Below are 17,589 nucleotides of genomic sequence, written 5' to 3'. Positions count from 1 at the left end.
GGGACACAACAAAGGAGGAAACCATATGGAATATGTATTAACTGCCTCGTCCCTTTCCAAGCGGTACCGTGATTTTAAGGCGCTGGACCAGTTGGATCTGCATGTAGAAAAAGGTGCGATCTATGGGTTTGTCGGAAAAAACGGGGCGGGAAAAACCACCTTGATTCGTCTGATCTGTGGGCTGCAAGACCCGACTGACGGAGAGTATACCCTGTACGGGATGAAAAACACAGATCCTGGCATTGTAAAGGCGCGCCGCAGAATGGGCGCCGTGGTGGAAACACCATCTATTTATCTGAATATGACTGCCAAAGAAAATCTTCAGGCGCAGTACCGCATTTTAGGGCTGCCCTCATTTGAAGGGATCGATCAGATCTTACAGTTGGTCAATTTAGCGGATACCGGAAAGAAAAAGGCAAAAAACTTTTCACTTGGGATGCGCCAAAGGCTGGGGATTGCCATTGCGTTGGCAGGGAGCCCCGATTTTTTGGTTCTTGACGAGCCGGTCAACGGCCTTGATCCTCAGGGGATCATTGAGATCCGGGAACTGATCTTAAAACTAAACCGGGAACATCAGATCACTTTTCTAATCTCCAGCCATATCCTTGATGAGCTTGCACGCCTGGCCACCCACTACGGGTTTATCGACAATGGCAGAATGCTCAAAGAAATCAGCGCCAAAGAAATGGAGGAATCCTGCCGAAAATGCCTCAGGGTAGAGGTATCCAACATGGAGGCGCTAGCACGAGTCATGCAGCAGCTTGGCGCCGAATATAAAGTGATCTCTCAAACGCAGGCCGACCTGTTTGGGGAACACAATATCAGCAAGCTTACCATTGCCCTTTCTCAAGAGGGCTGTATTGTTCACCGCATCTACGAAAAGGATGAAACGCTGGAAAGCTACTATGTAAATCTGGTAGGAGGTGGACGGCATGATTAGGTTACTGCGAGCCAATATGGGACGATTAAAAAAAGAAACCGCTTTTTGGGCGGCCATTATTTTCATGGTATTTTACGCGCTTTGCGTCTGCTTGATGGCCAAATACAGTATGGACCTCAACGACAATTCCCTGCCCCTGGATGGATTATTTTTATACGGCTATGGGCTGACCGGGCTGATCGCTGTTCCCGGGCTGGTGATGGCGGCGGTGTGCAGCCTGTTCGTCGGTACAGAATACAGTGACGGCACCATCCGCAATAAGCTGATCGTCGGGCACTCCCGCGCTGGGATCTACCTGTCCAATTTTATCACCTGCGCAGCGGTCGGCATTGCGCTAAACCTTTCTTATGCCCTTGTTGTCTGCGCTGTGGGGATCCCCCTGTGCGGATGGTTTACCGCTTCTGCCGGTACGATTTTATCCCTGATCGCCGACGGCGTCTTAATGCTGATCTCTTATGCCGCGATCTTTACCATGGCGGGGATGCTGATGCAAAATAAAACCTTGGCTTCCATCTTCTGTATTTTAGGGGTGGTTGTCAGCATGTTCCTTTCCTTTTATCTGGGCACCTGCATTGCCCAGCCGGAAATGATCGACACCCTCCAAATTATTGACGGCGAGCAGGTCATGAAAAGCATGCCCAATCCCCGTTACCTAAGCCAAACTGTCCGGAATATCTACCAATTCATCATCGACTTTTTACCCTCTGGACAGAGCGTGCAGATCTCTGGACAGACTGCCCCTCATCTGGGCTTGATGGCCATGTATTCTTTGGTTATTATCATCTGCTCCAATATCATTGGAATATTTGTATTCCGCAAAAAGGATATTCAATAAAAAGGAGGATCCGTATGGCCGCCCTGCTTTGCGCACTTTGTGCGGTGCTGATCGCTGTTGTTATCGTTTTATCAGTGAAAATCTACCTGTTGAAAAAATCAGCGGAGGAAATCCGCACCGGATTTGCGCAAAAACTGGCCGAGGACACCAATACCGTGATCTCCTTAAGCAGCTTTGACCCTGCTATGCAGAGGCTTGCCGAAGATATCAACAGTCAGTTAAAAACGCTTCGTAAAGAAAGGCTGAGATGCCGGCAAGGAGATCTGGAACTGAAAGAAGCAATCACCAATATCTCCCATGACCTGCGGACCCCTCTCACTGTCATCTGCGGCTATATGGAATTGCTGGAACGTGAAACCCTTCCGCCCAAGGCACAGCATTCCTTAAAAATCATCTCGGACAGGGTGGAAGCGTTAAAACAACTGACAGAAGAACTATTTCAGTATTCTGTTATTACTTCTGCCGCACAAACTAGCTGCGCCCAATCTGTTTCCTTAAATCAAATATTAGAAGAAAGCCTGGCCGCATATTATGAGGTATTAAATCAACGGCATATCGTTCCTGAAATCACGATCCCGGAAGCCCCGGTCCTTCGCAGGGCAGACCCCAGTTCCCTTTCCCGGATCTTTGGGAATATCTTAAGCAATGCGGCCAAATACAGTGACGGCGATCTTCAGGTAACGCTGCATCCCTCCGGGGAAATCGTATTTGCCAACACCTCTCACGCTTTAGATGGGATTTCTGTGGGACGGTTGTTCCACAGATTCTTTACAGTAGAAAACGGGAAAAACGCCACTGGTCTGGGACTTTCGATCGCCAAAACACTGACCGAACAAATGGGCGGCACGATCCGGGCGGATTATACGGCTTTCCGGCTGATGATCACCGTTCATTTCCCCAAATAAAAAGGCTGTACAACAAGTACAGCCTTTTTATTTGGGGATCAGCACTATTTTATTCCATAAGGTTTCGATCTTTCTGCTTTTTCCAGCAAAAGATTTGTCATGTCCTTTGATGAATCAAGAAAACCCGGAGCGTTTCCGGACTTTCTATGTAAATATTACGCTAATGCTTTGCCTAGCGCTTGGCATGCCTGTTGGACGTCTTCATCCGGCGCTTCATTGCAGATCACGCTATCATGCGCAAGGTTTGCACCATCGCCGCGGCAGGTGTCTTCCCATGTGCGCATCCATTCGCCATCTCCCCAGCCATAGGAACCGAACAGTGCGATCTTTTTCCCGTTCAAATCCGCTTCACAGGCGGTGAACATCGGTTCAAATTCACTCTCCTCCAACTGCTCCGCCCCCATAGACGGGCACCCAAATGCCACTGCATCAAATTCGGACATCTGCCCAGCCGAAAATTCAGCCGCGGTAAACAGCTGGACCTCTGCGCCAGCTTCTTTCGCACCCTCAACGACCTGCTGCGCCATCATTTCCGTGTTTCCGGTGCCGCTCCAATATACGACTGCAACTTTGCTCATGATCTAAGCCACCTCTCTTTAAAATTATATGTTAAACAGCTACTGTAAGCTGCAACACGCTTCTTCCCTGTTGGAACAGTTTTTTATAGACGGTCTGACACTTTTTAAATTTCCGAAACATCCGGATCGCCTCGCATTCATTGCAATACACCTTCCAGCATCCAGAGCATTTGGAATTCCTCCCGTCGTTCTCGATAAAACCCACAACATCCCCCAAAGGGTATCCTAAAAACAACCCAATCTCATGTGGAAAGCAGTCGCTGTTTTTGAATCTCTCCTGTAAATGGAGGAGCACCTGCTCCAACGAAAACCCGGCTTCATATCCGTACTGCGTCAAAAAATCAGCTGTATCCCGGCGATCGAGATCTTCCTGCAATTTGTTGGGACGGTACACATAGATCAGGGCTTTTTCTGCCCGTTCTTTCAGGATCACTACGGATACCCCTTTTTCTGCCAGTTGGCAGTTCCAAAGCTTTACCTGTTCTTTTAGTGAATCCTCTTTTTGATAAGAATAGCAAAATAGATTTGCCGTTTTTAAGGACGCAAGCGTCGGAGAACAGTGTTCAATCAAAAATTGCTCTAGCATCTTTCAACCCTCGTTTTATCTTTCATATATCCGGATAAAACATGATGGAGCGCTGTGGCACTGCTGGTATGCACCCGCAGTGTTGGGATCTGGTTCTTTTTTGCCTCCTGAAAGGCGCTGATCACCATTTTATGAGAAACTGTATTGGTAAAAAGGATCAATAAGTCAGGGCAGCCCATTTTTTTCTTAAATGCACCCTTTTCTTTGGTAAACACCTTCGCTTTACACCCATACTCCTTGCAAATATCCTGATATTGACAGCTCATTCTTTCGTTTCCGCCTACAATGACAACGCTCATTTTCTAGCCTCCTTTTCTTGTAGTTTAACCCATTTGGGGGTGGATTATAAAGAAATTACATTCCGTCAATCCGCCCGCAGCTTATATCTGCTGCGAAACAGAAAAGTAACATATCAAATAGTTAGTTTAGACTAACCACTTGATATGTTACCATGAATTTCCCATATTGTCAACTATGTTTTTCAGCAAATTTGAAAAAATGAGCACAAACAAAGTCCCCGCAGCCTTTTATGGCTGCGGGGACTTATGAAAGGATGTAATAAAACTAGAACGCTACTTCAGTGCCATAGTAAATGCAGGTGAACAATTTTTCCATTTCCTCCTGCGTTGGGATCCTTGGGTTGGAACCAGTGCAGGCGTCACCAATCGCATTTTCAGAGATCGCAGAAAGTTTTTCTTTAAATTCTGCTTCGTTGATGCCGAACTCTTTCAAAGTCTTCGGGATACCCAATCTCTGGTTGAATTCGTCGATCCTTGCGCAAAGCGCATCAATACCGTCAAGGCCAAGCGCGTTGGCAATATCCTCGTATCTCTTGGCGGCCCTCATATCTTTGGCATTATATTTGATGACATACGGCAGGTAAATAGCATTTGCACAGCCGTGCGGGATGTGCCCCGTGCTGAATGCAGCGCCGGTTTTATGCGCCATAGAGTGAACAATCCCCAGCAGCGCATTGGAAAATGCCATACCAGCCAAACATTGCGCATAGTGCATCTGTTCTTTCGCATTGCTGCAACCGTTGTAAGAAGCCGGCAGATACTGCATGACCATCTGGATCGCTTTGATGGCAAGCGGATCCGTGAACGGAGACGCGACAGTGGAAACATAGGCCTCGATAGCGTGAGTCAAGGCATCCATTCCGGTATGGGCAACCAGCTTCTGCGGCATCGTTTCAGCCAGATCCGGGTCAACGATCGCGACATCTGGAGTAATATTAAAGTCAGCCAAAGGATATTTGATCCCTTTTGCATAGTCGGTAATGACAGAAAAAGCGGTTACTTCTGTCGCAGTGCCGGAAGTGGACGGGATCGCAAGGAATTTTGCTTTCTGTCTTAAAGTTGGGAAGCTGAACGGGGTGATCAAATCTTCAAAAGTAACTTCTGGATATTCATAGAACGCCCACATTGCTTTTGCCGCGTCGATCGGGGAACCGCCGCCGATCGCAACGATCCAATCCGGTTCAAACTCGCGCATTGCCGCCGCGCCTTTCATTACAGTTTCTACAGACGGGTCCGGTTCTACCCCTTCAAATAACTGAACTTCTAAACCTGCTTCTTTCAGGTTTGCTTCTACTTTGTCTAAAAAGCCAAAGCGCTTCATAGAACCGCCGCCAACAACAACGATCGCTTTTTTCCCAGTTAAGTTTTTCAGTTCTTCCAGGGTGCCTCTTCCAAAATAGACATCTCTTGGCAATGTAAAACGAGCCATTTTCTTTTCCTCCATCCGTAAATTCAAGTTTTTTCTACTCACGGTAGCCACCTTTTCCACAAATCGTATAGGGAATCGGTCTACTTTTCGTGAATATACCGAATTTTTTGTTCGTTATTATTTTAACATTGAATAATCGTACGTGGTAATATATAATAGTTATCATAGATATATCGAAAATGAATACAGTATTTTGAGAAAAGGCAAAGGAGGGAAATTTTTGAACCTGCAGTACCTGCGTTATGCAATCGAGGTAGAAAATGCCGACTCGATTACCAAAGCTGCCCAAAACCTGTTTATGTCACAGCCGAATTTAAGCAAAGCGATCCGGGAACTGGAACAGGAGCTTGGGATCACCATTTTCCGCCGGACAACTCGCGGCGTTGTCCCTACCCGACAAGGAGAGGAATTTCTGACCTATGCCAAGACCATTGTGTCCCAGGTGGATGAGCTGGAATCCCTGTACCATACCAAACAGTCGGATATTTTTAGCTTGACTGTATCTGTTCCGCGCGCCACCTATCTTTCTGTCGCGTTTGCAGATTATTACAATTCTTTAGAAGCCCACGGGCGGGTCAATATTCATTTTAGAGAAACCGGCTCTGTCAACGCGATTCAGGACGTCAGCACTAAATTTGCCGATTTTGCGGTGATCCGGTACGAGGTCATCTATGAATCCTATTTCCTTTCCTTGCTGGCCGACAAAGGCTTGCGCCATGAACCGCTGCGGGAATTTGAATATCTTTTAATGATGTCAGACCAGCATCCGTTAAGCGGGTATTCGGAAATCCCCTACCATCTGTTAAACGGCTACACGGAGATCATCCACGGCGATATTCAGGTCCCTGCGCTGTCCGTTTCCCAAATCAAGCCCAATGCGGAACTGAAAACTCCCCCAAAACGGATCTACGTTTACGACCGCGGCAGCCAAATGGATTTTTTACAGCGAATTGACGGAACCTATATGTGGGTGTCTCCTGTGCCCCAGTCCATGCTGGACCGGTATCACCTGGTCACCCGGCCTTGTCCCAACGCGAAAAACAAAGTGCGGGATGTGCTGATCTATCAAAAAAACCATTTCTTCCATGACGCCCAGCGGGATCTAATCCAACGACTGAAATCCCATCTGGGCGAAGCATAAATTTTGGAAAATAGCTGAAAATTTCTCACAAAACTCTCACAATGTTATGGTACTCTGAACTGGAAAGCGAAAGAAAGGAGTACCGCAATGAAAAAATGGAGCTTCTTACGGAAGAAAAAAGAACAGCCCGCCAATCCTCCAGAAGAACCCGCGACCCGCAAAAGCAAAGCGGAAGAGGAGGAGGAATACCAAAAATTGATTCAGCAGTTTTTGGAACACAGCAAAACTGGAGAACAGCCTTGAACATAATCAAAGGACAGCGGAGATTCCGCTGTCCCTTTTTCGTTTACAGATATGCTTCCACAATATGATCCGCCAGTTCATCCAGCACGCCCATATCGTAAAACAGCTGCAGTGCCGCATAACGGTTTCTCAGGTCTTTCGCAAACCGTAAAATATCCCGGATCTCACCTTTGTCAAAACCATACCCTTCCGGTGAGGTCAGACCATTTAATTGCCTTAACAGTCCGGCGGTGGTATCAGTATCTTTCACGACTTGCTCCAGCATCACCCGAAGCTGATCCTGTTTTTCCTCGATCGCGTCAATTCGCTTAAGCACCTGCTCCGGTTCATTCTGCCCAACTTTTTGGTACAGTGAGATCACCTCATCCGCCGCAAGGCCAAAGGAATGCCGGATCTCCTGCTCCCATTTCTGATAATCAAACTGCTTGGCGTGTTCCCTCGCCTTGTCAAAATTCCAATCCATCTCCAAAAATTTCCGGTACATGTCGTGGATCAAGCAGGTGGCCATCCCAACATTCGTTCCGTGCAGTTCTCCATATTCTCCTTTAAAGATGGATTTCATCTCCAGAAAATGGGCGATATGATGCTCCGAGGAGGAAGCCGGGCGGGACACTCCGATATAACTCATCGCGATCCCGATCAGTACCAACGATTCCATGAGGTACTGCAAGGCCTCCGGTTCCCTGCGGATCAGTCCGGGCACGTTGTCCACACATTTTTGGACGGAATACAGCACCAGATCGGCAACCTCTCCGCAATAATATTCGCCGTAAAGCATATGCGACATTTTCCAGTCGTTGATCGCGATATATTTTCCGATAATATCCCCCAAGCCTGCGCCGATCATTTTAGTCGGGGCAGTTGCCAGCAGCGCTACGTCACCGATGATAGCGTTGGCACAGGCACAGCTATAGGTGATTTTCAGATTATTGTGGATCAGCGGAGAAACGTTGGAGGCATAACCGTCCATAGACGGCGCGGTCGCAACAATATAATAAGGGATCTGCGCATGGAACGCAACAAACCGGGTGATGTCATTCAATGACCCGGAGCCGACAGTCACGATCAAAGACAAGCCTTCAAACAACGCGGCCTTCAGTTCTTCGGCATACTGTTCCTCCGCGTGCATGCTGGGGTGTGGGAAGACAAATTCTCTGACTTGAAATCCTTCTTGCTGAAGCATTTCAAATACTTTTTTCCCGCCGGCCTGATGCGTATTCACATCGCTGACCACCAAAATCTGATCCTGCTTGGGATCAAATACCCGTCCGCCGGGCAATAGCTGGTTCTTGATAAATTCCGGCAATCTCTGAAGCGCGTTGACACCGATCGCGATATTCTCAATGTTCGCGATGTGGGTCCTCCCGCAGCTGCATGGGTATTCCCGGTTGATCAGTTCATTGATGCTCTTGTCTAAAAATCCCATAACCTCAACTCCTCTTTCTGAACAAAAAGGCGGTACAAAGCGAAAGATACCCGGCATCAGGTCCGGGGCTGTTCTCTTTCACTCTGTCCGCCCTCATTCTTTTTTTAGGATACCATATCCGCCTTCTCCATGTCAACTACTTCTTCTGGCCATAATAAGCATTTGGTCCGTGCTTGCGGAAGAAATGCTTTTCCAAAAGCTCTCTTGGCATCGGCTTGATACGATCTCCCATCAGTTGTTCGGTATAAACCGCCATCATGGCGATCTCTTCTAATACTACTGCATTATGTACCGCATTGTGCGGGTCTGTTCCCCAAGTAAACGGCCCATGGTTTTTCACCAAGACCGCAGGCACATGATCGGGTTCTTTTCCCTGAAATGTTTCTACAATCACCTTGCCGGTATTCTTTTCATATTCAGAACGGATCTCTTCCGGCGTCATATCGCGGGTACAGGGGATCGTATCAGCAAAATAATCTCCGTGAGTGGTTCCGTATGGTGCGATCCCCCGGCCGGACTGCGCCCACAAGGTCGCCCAGCGGGAATGGGTGTGCACAACCCCGCCTACATTCGGGAAATTACGGTAGATCTCCAAATGGGTTGCTGTATCGGAAGAAGGGTTCAAGTTCCCTTCAACGACCTTTCCATCTAAATCCACTACCACCATATCCCCGGCAGTCATCTCGCTGTATTCCACCCCGGAAGGCTTGATCACCACCAAGCCCTTTTCCCGGTCGATCCCAGAAACATTTCCCCAGGTAAAGGTGATCAGGTGATATTCCGGAAGAAGCATATTCGCCTGATAAACGTCTTGCTTTAACTGTTCCAACATCATCTATTTCCCCTTGATCTCAATTTTCAGAGCCTTCAGGCGTTTCATCACATCGTTTGCGCCGCGCCCAAAGTAATCGTGCAGGATGTTATATTCCGCATACAGCTTATCATAGACAGCGCTGTTTTCTGGAATTGGGTGGTATTCGATGTCTTTTAAGTTGCCCATCACCTGTTCCGCTTCCAAAATGCTGTCATAACCGCCGTTTTCCTTTCCGGCCGCCAACGCGCCGAAAATGGCAGAGCCAAGCGCCGGGCCTTGGGTAGAACCTGCGATCTTAATTGGCTTTTTGATGATGTCCGCATAGATCTGCATGGTCATCGGGTCCTTTTGAGAGATCCCGCCGGACGCATAAAACTCGTGGACCGGCACGCCGTTTTCTTCAAAGGTTTCAATGATTTTACGGGTTCCGTAAGCAGTCGCTTCGATCAAAGCGCGGTAAATCTCCTCCGGCTTGGTCGCAAGGGTCATCCCCAGCATCATACCGGTCAAATCCACATCCACCAATACAGAACGGTTCCCGTTCCACCAATCCAATGCGATCAGCCCGCTTTCGCCCGGCTTTAACGCCTCGGCTTTTTCACGTAGGTAACGGTGGATATTCATTCCCTTTGCTTTCGCGTCTTCTGTATAAGCCGCCGGCAGGCAGTTGTCAATAAACCATGCAAAATGGTCGCCCACGCAGCTTTGTCCCGCTTCATACCCATAAAACCCCGGCAAAATCCCGTCTTCTACCACGCCGCAGATTCCCGGAACCAGCTTTTCCTCGTCGCTCATGAGCATATGACAGGTAGAGGTTCCCATGATGGCAAGCATTTTGCCCGGCCCGTCGATTTTCACCGCCGGCACGGTAACATGCGCGTCCACGTTGGCTACCGCCACAGCGGTACCCGGCCTCAGGCCGGTCAGCTTGGCTGCCGCTTCGGTCATCTCGCCGGCCTTGCTCCCCAGCGGGGTGATCGGGCAGTTTAATTTTTCCTCTACAAAGTTTTCCAGGCGCGGGTCTAGCGCTTTATAAAATTCTTTTTTCGGATAGCCGGTCTGCTTGTGATAGATCGCTTTGTACCCAGCGGTGCAGGAGTTGCGAGTCTGCACGCCAGTCATCTGCCAGATCACCCAGTCGGCCGCTTCCATGAAGTAATCCATATCCCGGTACAGCGCTTCGTCTTCCTCTAAGATCTGCCACGCTTTCGGCACCATCCACTCGGAAGAGATCTTCCCGCCGTAGCGTTTTAAAAATGTTTCTCCCATTTTTTCAGCGGTTTCATTTAATTTGGTCGCGTATTTCTGCGCCGCATGATGCTTCCAAAGCTTAACGTACGCATTTGGATTGGAACGGTACTGTTCCAAGAAACACAGCGGGGTCCCATCCGCTTTCACCGGCATAACAGTACATGCGGTGAAGTCGATCCCCAAGCCGATCACGTCGTCTGCGCTGACGCCCGCTTCTTTCATGACCTGCGGGATCGTTTCATGCAGTACATCCAAGTAATCCTGCGGATGCTGCAAAGCCCAGTCTACCCCTAATTTCGTGCCATCCGGCAATTCGCTGTCCATGACCGCATGCGGATAATCCAACACAGCGGACGCCAGCTCCGCCCCGTTTTCCACATTGACGATGACCGCCCTTCCGGATAGAGAGCCAAAGTCTACCCCGATGCTATATTTCGCCATGATATGACCTCCTTTTACCTGTCTCTTTTCTCATTTATTCGGTACAAAGTTGTACATACAAATTATTTGTGAATATTATACCATGTGCCTTTTGGGTTTTCAAGATAAAATCAAGATTTTTACAATTTTTTTATCGAATTCCTAACGATCAGTTTTGGCGGAAAAGAAATGCTTTTCATCGGCCGCCCAAAATTCAACCGGTCCACCATCTGAGAGGCGGCTGTTTTGCCGATCGTTTCAAACGGAAATCCGACAGAGGTGATCGAAGCGCCTCCAAACTCCGCCAGCGGGGAATTGTCGAACCCAACGATAGAAAGATCCTGCGGGATCTGTAAGCCATTTTTTTGCAGCCATTCATACAGCTTGCGGGCGATCTCATCATTATAGCAGACCACCGCAGTGTATTCCTTTAACCGCTCCAGCAGCTCCGGCGTGTGGTTTTGTGAAAACATCTGCTCCAGATCCTCGGTAACATACCAAAGCACATCGCTGTCATCGTATAAAACGCCTGCGTCTTGCAAGGTATTGATAAAGCCGCTAAATCGGAAATGTCCCTGAATATCATCTGATTTAAAGATGCCGAACACTTTACGGTGCCCCGCCTTTAGCAACGCCTGGGCCGCTGCTTTGCCCGCGGCATAATCGTCTGCCGAAACATGGGGCAGGTCCAGCGCGGAATAATATCCATTTAAAAATACAATAGGGATCTCCATCTGTACGAGCCGGTGATACAAAAACAGGTTTGGGTTTGGCAAAGCGCTTTTTGTCGGTTCTACAATGATCCCGGCCACCGGGCTTTCCAAAAGGGAGGAAAGGACATCCGCCTCGTTTTTTACCCGGTTATAGGTAATACCCAGGCGCATATGATATCCAGAATCGGTCAGCACCTGATCGATCCCCTGAATGATCTCCGGAAAAATATAACTATTCAAATAGGTGGTGATCACCGCAATATCTCTGGTGTCCCGCCTTTGTTTCGGCTGATAGGAAATATAAGTGCCGCTTCCCTGCTTTCTGGTCAAAAAACCTTCATTCACCAAGGTGCCCACAGCCTGGCGTACGGTTTGGCGGCTCATGGAAAAACGCTGTGCCAACTCATTCTCCGAAAGCAGCTTGCTGCCATTTGCAAATTCTCCGGAGCGTATCCGTTCCCGGATCCATTCACTAAGGACCATATATTTCGGCTGTCCACTCATTTCGGCCGCCCCTTTCTGTTAGATTTTCTCTTTTATTGTATCATGGTAAAGTTGTATTTACAAGATGAAATATTCTTTTAACTGGGCGGCGGTTTCCCGATACCCGGGAAACACCTGCTCCAAAAGCCTGTAAAAAGCCGGAGAATGATCCGGGTGGAAAAAGTGCGCCAATTCATGCGCAGTCACCGCATCTATCAAAGCAGGCGGAAGCTGGCAGAGGTAGCGGTTCAGGGTGATCTTCCCCTTGTGGTAAGAACAGCTCCCCCAACGGGAGGTCATATAGCGCAGACATAGCCGGGGCCTGCAAAGGCCAAGTGGTTCAAAGTGCGGAAAAACACGGTCCAGCGCATCGGTCAAAACCCGTTCGCTCTGTGCCTGATACCAGTCCCGGTACACTTTTGCGGCAAATTCTGCACTAGGGTCCGGCATGGAAACTACAGCAAGATCCCCGTACAGTTCTACGGCTGGAGCGGCGGGATAGTTCCATGCCACCCGGTATTCGGTCCCCAGCCACAGCACCTGTGTATCCTGTTCCAGTCGTTCCGGCAGGCCGATCTGCCGGCGGGTGTCCGCAAGTTGTCTGCGCTTTTGAAGCCAGGCTGCATGTTCCCTCACAAATTCCTCCGCCCGCTTTTGGGACACCCGCCGGTTTACAGTAACTGTTACTGTGCCGTCCGGCCTGATGCGCAGGGTCATATTCTTCACCTTTTTATAGATCAGTTCATACTCTATCACCGTGGCATCCGGCAAAACGACTGTTTCCATATCCTCCCGCTCTTCTCCCTGTTTTTTCTTTTTATCATACACAATCAGGGTGAAAAAATCAACGCTGGCCTGAACCAGAAGCCTGCCGGCTTTTCAAAAAAGAAAATTTTCTGTAAAATCATCAAAAAAACCATTTCCTACTTCTAATATCATTGTGAACAGATTGACAATATTTTAAAAAAAAGCTACAATAGGAAAGTAAAAATGAATTGTATTTCAGGCAAGAAGAAAGGAGTTCTTGGAATGGGTTATACGATCGCAGAAAAAATCCTGAAAGAGCATATTGTGGACGGAGAACTGAAGAAAGGGACGGAGATCGGTATCCGGATCGACCAGACCCTGACGCAGGACGCGACCGGCACAATGGCATATTTGGAATTTGAGGCAATGGGAGTCGACCGCGTAAAGACAGAGCGCAGCGTCGCATACATAGATCACAATACCTTGCAGTCCGGTTTTGAAAACGCGGACGACCATCGTTTTATTGGTTCTGTCGCCAAGAAACACGGCATTTATTTTTCACGTCCGGGCAACGGCATCTGCCATCAGGTCCATCTGGAACGCTTCGGCGTCCCGGGGAAAACCCTCATTGGTTCTGACAGCCACACCCCAACCGGCGGCGGGATCGGCATGTTTGCCTGCGGCGCAGGCGGTCTGGATGTTGCGGTAGCTATGGGCGGCGGCGCTTATTATATCACCTGCCCGCAGACCGTCCGTGTCAACCTGACCGGCAAGCTGGCGCCCTGGGTTTCCGCTAAGGACGTAATTTTGGAAGTACTGCGCATCCTCACCGTAAAAGGCGGTGTTGGAAAGGTGATCGAATACGGCGGCGAAGGCGTAAAATCCCTGACTGTACCGGAACGTGCCACCATTACCAACATGGGGGCTGAACTGGGTGCTACCACCTCGATCTTTCCGTCTGACGAAATCACCCTGGAATTCTTAAAAGCGCAGGGCCGCGCCGACGCTTGGAAAGAACTGAAAGCGGACGACGACGCGGAATATGACAAAATCGTCAACATCGACCTTTCCGCCTTAAAACCGGCGGCGGCATGTCCGCACAGTCCGGACAACATCGAGCCGATCTCGGAGCTGGCTGGTAAAAAGATCGATCAGGTATGTATTGGTTCCTGCACCAACTCCTCTTATCTGGATATGATGAAGGTGGCTTCTATCCTAAAAGGCAAGACCTGCCATCCAGACGTCAGTTTGTCGATCGCACCGGGCTCCAAGCAGGTGTTCAACATGCTGGCTGAAAACGGCGCGCTGGCGGATTTGATCGCGGCGGGCGCCAGAATTCTGGAATGCGCCTGCGGCCCCTGCATCGGCATGGGGCAGTCCCCAAACAGCGGTGGGATCTCCCTGCGGACCTTTAACCGGAACTTCGAGGGACGCAGCGGCACCGCGGACGGACAGGTCTACTTAGTCAGCCCGGAAACAGCGGCAGTCAGCGCACTGACCGGGGTGTTTACCGATCCGACTGAATATCTTGGCGATATGCCTGAGTTCAAGCTTCCTGAAAAATTCCTGATCAACGACAATATGATCGTTGCCCCGGCCTCTCCGGAAGAAGCGGACAGCGTAGAAATCCTGCGCGGCCCGAACATCAAGCCGTTCCCGGTAACCACTCCGCTGGAGGAAAGCATTCAGGCTGCAGCCGTACTGAAAGTGGGCGACAACATCACTACCGATCATATCATGCCGGCAGGCGCCAAGATCCTGCCTTACCGTTCCAACATTCCTTACCTGTCCCAGTTCTGCTTTGGCGTATGCGATTCCACCTTCCCGCAAAGGGCGCTGGAGGCTGGAAAAAGCATCGTTGTCGGCGGTTCCAACTATGGGCAGGGCTCTTCCCGGGAGCATGCGGCGCTGGTTCCGCTGTATCTGGGCGTTAAGGCGGTCATTGTAAAAAGCTTTGCCCGGATCCACCGCTCCAACCTGATCAATGCCGGGATCCTTCCGCTTACCTTTGTTCATGAAAGCGATTATGACCTGATCGACCAGAACGACGAGCTGGAACTAGCGGACATCCGCGCCTGCATTGAAAACGACAAGCCGGTAACTGTGAAAAACCTGACGAAAAACATCATGATCCCGGTCAACGCAGACCTTTCCGGCAGAAGCAAGGATATTTTGCTGGCCGGCGGGCTGCTCAATTACACCAAACAACAGGCTGAATAAAAAAGGAGGACTTTTCCATGGCAGATAAAATTCAGATGAAAACCCCTTTGGTCGAGATGGACGGGGACGAAATGACCCGTGTGATCTGGAAAATGATCAAAGATATTTTGCTTACCCCTTATATTGATCTAAAAACCGAGTACTATGACTTGGGGTTGGAATACCGCAACCAGACAAAGGACCAGGTCACCATTGATTCCGCAGAAGCCACCAAAAAATACGGCGTTGCGGTAAAATGTGCGACTATCACTCCAAACGCACAGCGCGTTGAGGAATATAACCTTTCTGAAATGTGGAAGTCTCCCAACGGGACTATCCGTGCCTTGCTGGATGGAACGGTTTTCCGCTCTCCGATCATTGTAAAAGGGATCACCCCTTATATCCCGACTTGGACCAAGCCGATCACGATCGCTCGTCATGCCTACGGCGACGTTTACAAAAATACAGAAATGGTTGTCGGCGCTGGAGACAAGGCTGAGCTGGTAGTCACCAAGCCGGACGGCACCGAAGAACGCAGCCTGATCCACGATTTCGGCACCCCGGGTATTATCCAGGGCCTGCACAACATTGACAAGAGCATCGGTTCTTTTGCCCGCGCCTGCTTCAACTTTGCGCTGGACACCCATCAGGACCTGTGGTTCGCGACCAAGGACACCATCTCCAAAAAATACGACCACCGCTTCAAAGACATTTTCCAAGAAATCTACGATGCGGAATACAAAGAAAAATTTGAAGCCGCCGGCATCGAATACTTCTATACCCTGATCGATGATGCGGTCGCACGGGTCGTCCGTTCCGAAGGCGGGTACATCTGGGCGTGCAAAAACTATGACGGCGACGTGATGTCCGACATGGTTGCCACCGCTTACGGAAGCCTTGCAATGATGACTTCCGTATTGGTATCTCCGGACGGCGTATATGAATACGAAGCGGCGCACGGCACCGTGCAACGCCACTATTACAAATACCTCAAGGGGGAAACCACCTCCACCAACTCTGTCGCTACCCTATTCGCATGGACCGGCGCCTTAAGAAAACGCGGTGAATTAGACCAGCTTCCTCAGCTTTGCGATTTTGCCGATAAACTGGAGCAAGCGACGATCCAAACGATTGAAGACGGCGTAATGACAGGGGATCTGTATTTACTTTCCTCTTTAGAAAACAAGCAGAAGGTAGATACCGAAGCATTTTTGGTTGCGGTCAACGATCGTTTGCAGGCATTGCTGAAGTAAGTTTGATTTTATTTTAAGAAAGGCGGGTATCCATACATGGCTGTCAAACCAACCGTATCAATTTCTGTAATCCGACGTCTGCCCCGTTACTATCGGTTTTTAGGCGATCTGGCCAAAGCCGGGATCAACCGGATTTCTTCCCGGGAATTATCGGAGCGAATGGGGTTAACGGCTTCCCAGATCCGGCAGGATTTAAACTGCTTTGGTGGTTTTGGGCAGCAAGGATATGGTTATAATGTGTCTTCCTTGCGGGAAGAGATCGCTAGAATTTTAGGTTTGGACAATCAATTGAACACGATTTTAATCGGCGTCGGAAACCTGGGGCGCGCAATCGTTTCCCATTTGGATTTCGGACAGCGGGGATTTAATTTAACCGCGGTATTTGACAATAATCCAGAGCTTTGCGGCACCACGATCGCTGGGATGACCATCATGGACCCCTCCATGTTAGAGGAATATTGTTCTGCCCACCCCACACAGGTGGCGATCCTAACGATTCCAAGAACTGCGGCCGAAGCGCTAAGCGAACGGCTGATCCAATGCGGGATCCGCTGCTTCTGGAATTTCAGCCATTATGACTTTAACCTGGATTACGAAAATGTTGTGGTTGAAAATGTCCATTTAACAGATAGTCTGATGACGCTTGGATATCGGGTAAACGAATATTTGCGCACCCAGCAGACAAAAACTGAAGAGTAGACGCCTTTTATAAAAATTCTATCAAAAAGCCTATGGTGTTTTACCATAGGCTTTTTGCAGATAAGGCCGTTCAAACAATAAAAAGCAGGCTCAGTGAACGGAAAATGTCTACTCTGCATCCGGCGGTCCAAATCGTTTTTCAACAGAAGTGACCGACATAAAAGGGAGGAAACGGAACCATGGGATTTCAGACATTATTTGACGCGGCCTTCAGTGTAGCAAAACCCCGGAAGCTGTCAGAAATAGCTGAAGCCGGAAGTGTTGGCGCCGCGATCTTAACAGCCGGCCGGCATATTTACACCGGCGTCTGCATCGATACAGCCTGTTCTTTGGGTTTCTGCGCAGAGCACGCGGCGGCTGCCGCTATGATCACTGCCGGAGAACAGCAGATTTTACAGGTGATCGCAGTTAATAGCGAGGGAAATATCCTCCCGCCGTGCGGGCGCTGCCGGGAATTTTTGACCCAGCTTCACCCTGATAATCACCTTGCCAAGGTCTGGCTTTCCCCGGATACCGCTGCGACCTTACGAGAACTGCTGCCTTTTGACTGGAAAGCTGTACTGTAACGGCATTTATTATTTCCATATGAACAAAAGGGGTGCGGGAACTTTCAATTCCCGCACCCCTT

The 17,589-nt window shown here is 49.3% G+C and carries 18 protein-coding genes; 9 read left to right on the top strand and 9 right to left on the bottom strand.

From position 1 onward, the window contains the following. The first annotated feature begins 25 nt into the window (after nt 1-25). Genes CIB36_RS03070 through CIB36_RS03060 form a run of 3 tightly spaced genes read left to right on the top strand, consistent with a single transcriptional unit; the run spans nt 26 to nt 2,680 of the window. Complete coding sequence (locus tag CIB36_RS03070; RefSeq protein WP_093988139.1) at nt 26-940, top strand: ATP-binding cassette domain-containing protein; 915 nt, start codon at nt 26-28, stop codon at nt 938-940. Beyond that, nucleotides 933-1,775 (top strand): ABC transporter permease subunit, encoded by an 843-nt coding sequence (locus CIB36_RS03065; RefSeq protein WP_093988138.1) that lies wholly within the window; start codon nt 933-935, stop codon nt 1,773-1,775. Before CIB36_RS03070 ends, CIB36_RS03065 begins: the two co-directional genes overlap by 8 nt. Before the next feature lie 14 nt (nt 1,776-1,789). Continuing rightward, nucleotides 1,790-2,680 carry a sensor histidine kinase gene (locus CIB36_RS03060; RefSeq protein ID WP_093988137.1) on the top strand — a complete coding sequence of 297 codons (891 nt, stop codon included), beginning with the start codon at nt 1,790-1,792 and terminating at the stop codon, nt 2,678-2,680. Nucleotides 2,681-2,835: 155 nt separating this feature from the next. Here the strand turns inward: CIB36_RS03060 and CIB36_RS03055 are convergent, their stop codons facing one another. The 4 genes from CIB36_RS03055 to CIB36_RS03040 all read right to left on the bottom strand — a co-directional run bounded on the left by CIB36_RS03055 (nt 2,836) and on the right by CIB36_RS03040 (nt 5,572). Beyond that, nucleotides 2,836-3,258, bottom strand: a complete 423-nt coding sequence (locus CIB36_RS03055) for a flavodoxin (RefSeq protein WP_093988136.1) — start codon at nt 3,256-3,258, stop codon at nt 2,836-2,838. A 31-nt stretch (nt 3,259-3,289) separates the two neighbouring features. After that, on the bottom strand, nt 3,290-3,844 hold the full coding sequence (locus tag CIB36_RS03050) for a DUF3793 family protein (RefSeq protein WP_093988135.1): 555 nt from the start codon (nt 3,842-3,844) through the stop codon (nt 3,290-3,292). Next, complete coding sequence (locus tag CIB36_RS03045) at nt 3,838-4,143, bottom strand: DUF2325 domain-containing protein (protein ID WP_093988134.1); 306 nt, start codon at nt 4,141-4,143, stop codon at nt 3,838-3,840. Before CIB36_RS03045 ends, CIB36_RS03050 begins: the two co-directional genes overlap by 7 nt. Nucleotides 4,144-4,408: 265 nt before the next feature. Continuing rightward, nucleotides 4,409-5,572: an iron-containing alcohol dehydrogenase gene (locus CIB36_RS03040; RefSeq protein WP_093988960.1), complete on the bottom strand. Its 1,164-nt coding sequence runs from the start codon at nt 5,570-5,572 to the stop codon at nt 4,409-4,411. A gap of 220 nt (nt 5,573-5,792) precedes the next feature. On the opposite strand from CIB36_RS03040, the gene CIB36_RS03035 reads away from it, so the two are divergent. After that, nucleotides 5,793-6,713: a LysR family transcriptional regulator gene (locus tag CIB36_RS03035; protein ID WP_158662564.1), complete on the top strand. Its 921-nt coding sequence runs from the start codon at nt 5,793-5,795 to the stop codon at nt 6,711-6,713. A gap of 87 nt (nt 6,714-6,800) precedes the next feature. Further along, the gene (locus CIB36_RS13225; RefSeq protein WP_158662563.1) at nt 6,801-6,956 is read left to right on the top strand and encodes a hypothetical protein; all 156 of its coding nucleotides are present in this window, start codon (nt 6,801-6,803) and stop codon (nt 6,954-6,956) included. Between the two features lie 43 nt (nt 6,957-6,999). Here the strand turns inward: CIB36_RS13225 and CIB36_RS03030 are convergent, their stop codons facing one another. From CIB36_RS03030 to CIB36_RS03010, 5 genes are all read right to left on the bottom strand, one after another. After that, the gene (locus tag CIB36_RS03030; RefSeq protein ID WP_093988132.1) at nt 7,000-8,382 is read right to left on the bottom strand and encodes a sn-glycerol-1-phosphate dehydrogenase; all 1,383 of its coding nucleotides are present in this window, start codon (nt 8,380-8,382) and stop codon (nt 7,000-7,002) included. 136 nt (nt 8,383-8,518) lie between these two features. Further along, entirely contained in the window at nt 8,519-9,214 is a 696-nt protein-coding gene (gene araD / locus CIB36_RS03025; protein WP_093988959.1) for an L-ribulose-5-phosphate 4-epimerase, read from the bottom strand. Nucleotides 9,215-9,217: 3 nt separating this feature from the next. Next, nucleotides 9,218-10,888 carry a ribulokinase gene (locus CIB36_RS03020; protein ID WP_093988131.1) on the bottom strand — a complete coding sequence of 557 codons (1,671 nt, stop codon included), beginning with the start codon at nt 10,886-10,888 and terminating at the stop codon, nt 9,218-9,220. A gap of 119 nt (nt 10,889-11,007) precedes the next feature. Then, on the bottom strand, nt 11,008-12,084 hold the full coding sequence (locus tag CIB36_RS03015; RefSeq protein WP_093988130.1) for a GntR family transcriptional regulator: 1,077 nt from the start codon (nt 12,082-12,084) through the stop codon (nt 11,008-11,010). A 57-nt stretch (nt 12,085-12,141) separates the two neighbouring features. Further along, nucleotides 12,142-12,849 carry a M48 family metallopeptidase gene (locus tag CIB36_RS03010; protein WP_158662562.1) on the bottom strand — a complete coding sequence of 236 codons (708 nt, stop codon included), beginning with the start codon at nt 12,847-12,849 and terminating at the stop codon, nt 12,142-12,144. Between the two features lie 243 nt (nt 12,850-13,092). Between CIB36_RS03010 and CIB36_RS03005 the strand changes: the two genes are divergently transcribed. The 4 genes from CIB36_RS03005 (at nt 13,093) to CIB36_RS02990 (ending at nt 17,527) form a co-directional block, all read left to right on the top strand. Next, nucleotides 13,093-15,030 (top strand): aconitate hydratase, encoded by a 1,938-nt coding sequence (locus tag CIB36_RS03005; protein ID WP_093988128.1) that lies wholly within the window; start codon nt 13,093-13,095, stop codon nt 15,028-15,030. Nucleotides 15,031-15,047: 17 nt separating this feature from the next. Beyond that, nucleotides 15,048-16,262 (top strand): NADP-dependent isocitrate dehydrogenase, encoded by a 1,215-nt coding sequence (locus CIB36_RS03000; protein WP_093988127.1) that lies wholly within the window; start codon nt 15,048-15,050, stop codon nt 16,260-16,262. Between the two features lie 36 nt (nt 16,263-16,298). Then, entirely contained in the window at nt 16,299-16,961 is a 663-nt protein-coding gene (locus CIB36_RS02995; protein WP_093988126.1) for a redox-sensing transcriptional repressor Rex, read from the top strand. A gap of 179 nt (nt 16,962-17,140) precedes the next feature. Next, complete coding sequence (locus CIB36_RS02990; protein WP_093988125.1) at nt 17,141-17,527, top strand: cytidine deaminase family protein; 387 nt, start codon at nt 17,141-17,143, stop codon at nt 17,525-17,527. Nucleotides 17,528-17,589: the final 62 nt, after the last annotated feature.

This window comes from Massiliimalia timonensis, from assembly GCF_900186585.1.
In the GTDB taxonomy this organism is placed as follows: domain Bacteria; phylum Bacillota; class Clostridia; order Oscillospirales; family Ruminococcaceae; genus Massiliimalia; species Massiliimalia timonensis.
The sequence above is the reverse complement of the archived record's forward strand: the minus strand, read 5'-3'. Positions and strand labels throughout refer to the sequence as shown.

Bases quoted from the DNA above. Each gene is read 5' to 3' on its own strand.
- CIB36_RS03070 (WP_093988139.1), top strand. From the start codon at position 26: ATGGAATATGTATTAACTGCCTCGTCCCTTTCCAAGCGGTACCGTGAT.
- CIB36_RS03065 (WP_093988138.1), top strand. From the start codon at position 933: ATGATTAGGTTACTGCGAGCCAATATGGGACGATTAAAAAAAGAAACC.
- CIB36_RS03060 (WP_093988137.1), top strand. From the start codon at position 1,790: ATGGCCGCCCTGCTTTGCGCACTTTGTGCGGTGCTGATCGCTGTTGTT.
- CIB36_RS03055 (WP_093988136.1), bottom strand. From the start codon at position 3,258: ATGAGCAAAGTTGCAGTCGTATATTGGAGCGGCACCGGAAACACGGAA.
- CIB36_RS03050 (WP_093988135.1), bottom strand. From the start codon at position 3,844: ATGCTAGAGCAATTTTTGATTGAACACTGTTCTCCGACGCTTGCGTCC.
- CIB36_RS03045 (WP_093988134.1), bottom strand. From the start codon at position 4,143: ATGAGCGTTGTCATTGTAGGCGGAAACGAAAGAATGAGCTGTCAATAT.
- CIB36_RS03040 (WP_093988960.1), bottom strand. From the start codon at position 5,572: ATGGCTCGTTTTACATTGCCAAGAGATGTCTATTTTGGAAGAGGCACC.
- CIB36_RS13225 (WP_158662563.1), top strand. From the start codon at position 6,801: ATGAAAAAATGGAGCTTCTTACGGAAGAAAAAAGAACAGCCCGCCAAT.
- CIB36_RS03030 (WP_093988132.1), bottom strand. From the start codon at position 8,382: ATGGGATTTTTAGACAAGAGCATCAATGAACTGATCAACCGGGAATAC.
- araD (WP_093988959.1), bottom strand. From the start codon at position 9,214: ATGTTGGAACAGTTAAAGCAAGACGTTTATCAGGCGAATATGCTTCTT.
- CIB36_RS03020 (WP_093988131.1), bottom strand. From the start codon at position 10,888: ATGGCGAAATATAGCATCGGGGTAGACTTTGGCTCTCTATCCGGAAGG.
- CIB36_RS03015 (WP_093988130.1), bottom strand. From the start codon at position 12,084: ATGAGTGGACAGCCGAAATATATGGTCCTTAGTGAATGGATCCGGGAA.
- CIB36_RS03010 (WP_158662562.1), bottom strand. From the start codon at position 12,849: ATGGAAACAGTCGTTTTGCCGGATGCCACGGTGATAGAGTATGAACTG.
- CIB36_RS03005 (WP_093988128.1), top strand. From the start codon at position 13,093: ATGGGTTATACGATCGCAGAAAAAATCCTGAAAGAGCATATTGTGGAC.
- CIB36_RS03000 (WP_093988127.1), top strand. From the start codon at position 15,048: ATGGCAGATAAAATTCAGATGAAAACCCCTTTGGTCGAGATGGACGGG.
- CIB36_RS02995 (WP_093988126.1), top strand. From the start codon at position 16,299: ATGGCTGTCAAACCAACCGTATCAATTTCTGTAATCCGACGTCTGCCC.
- CIB36_RS02990 (WP_093988125.1), top strand. From the start codon at position 17,141: ATGGGATTTCAGACATTATTTGACGCGGCCTTCAGTGTAGCAAAACCC.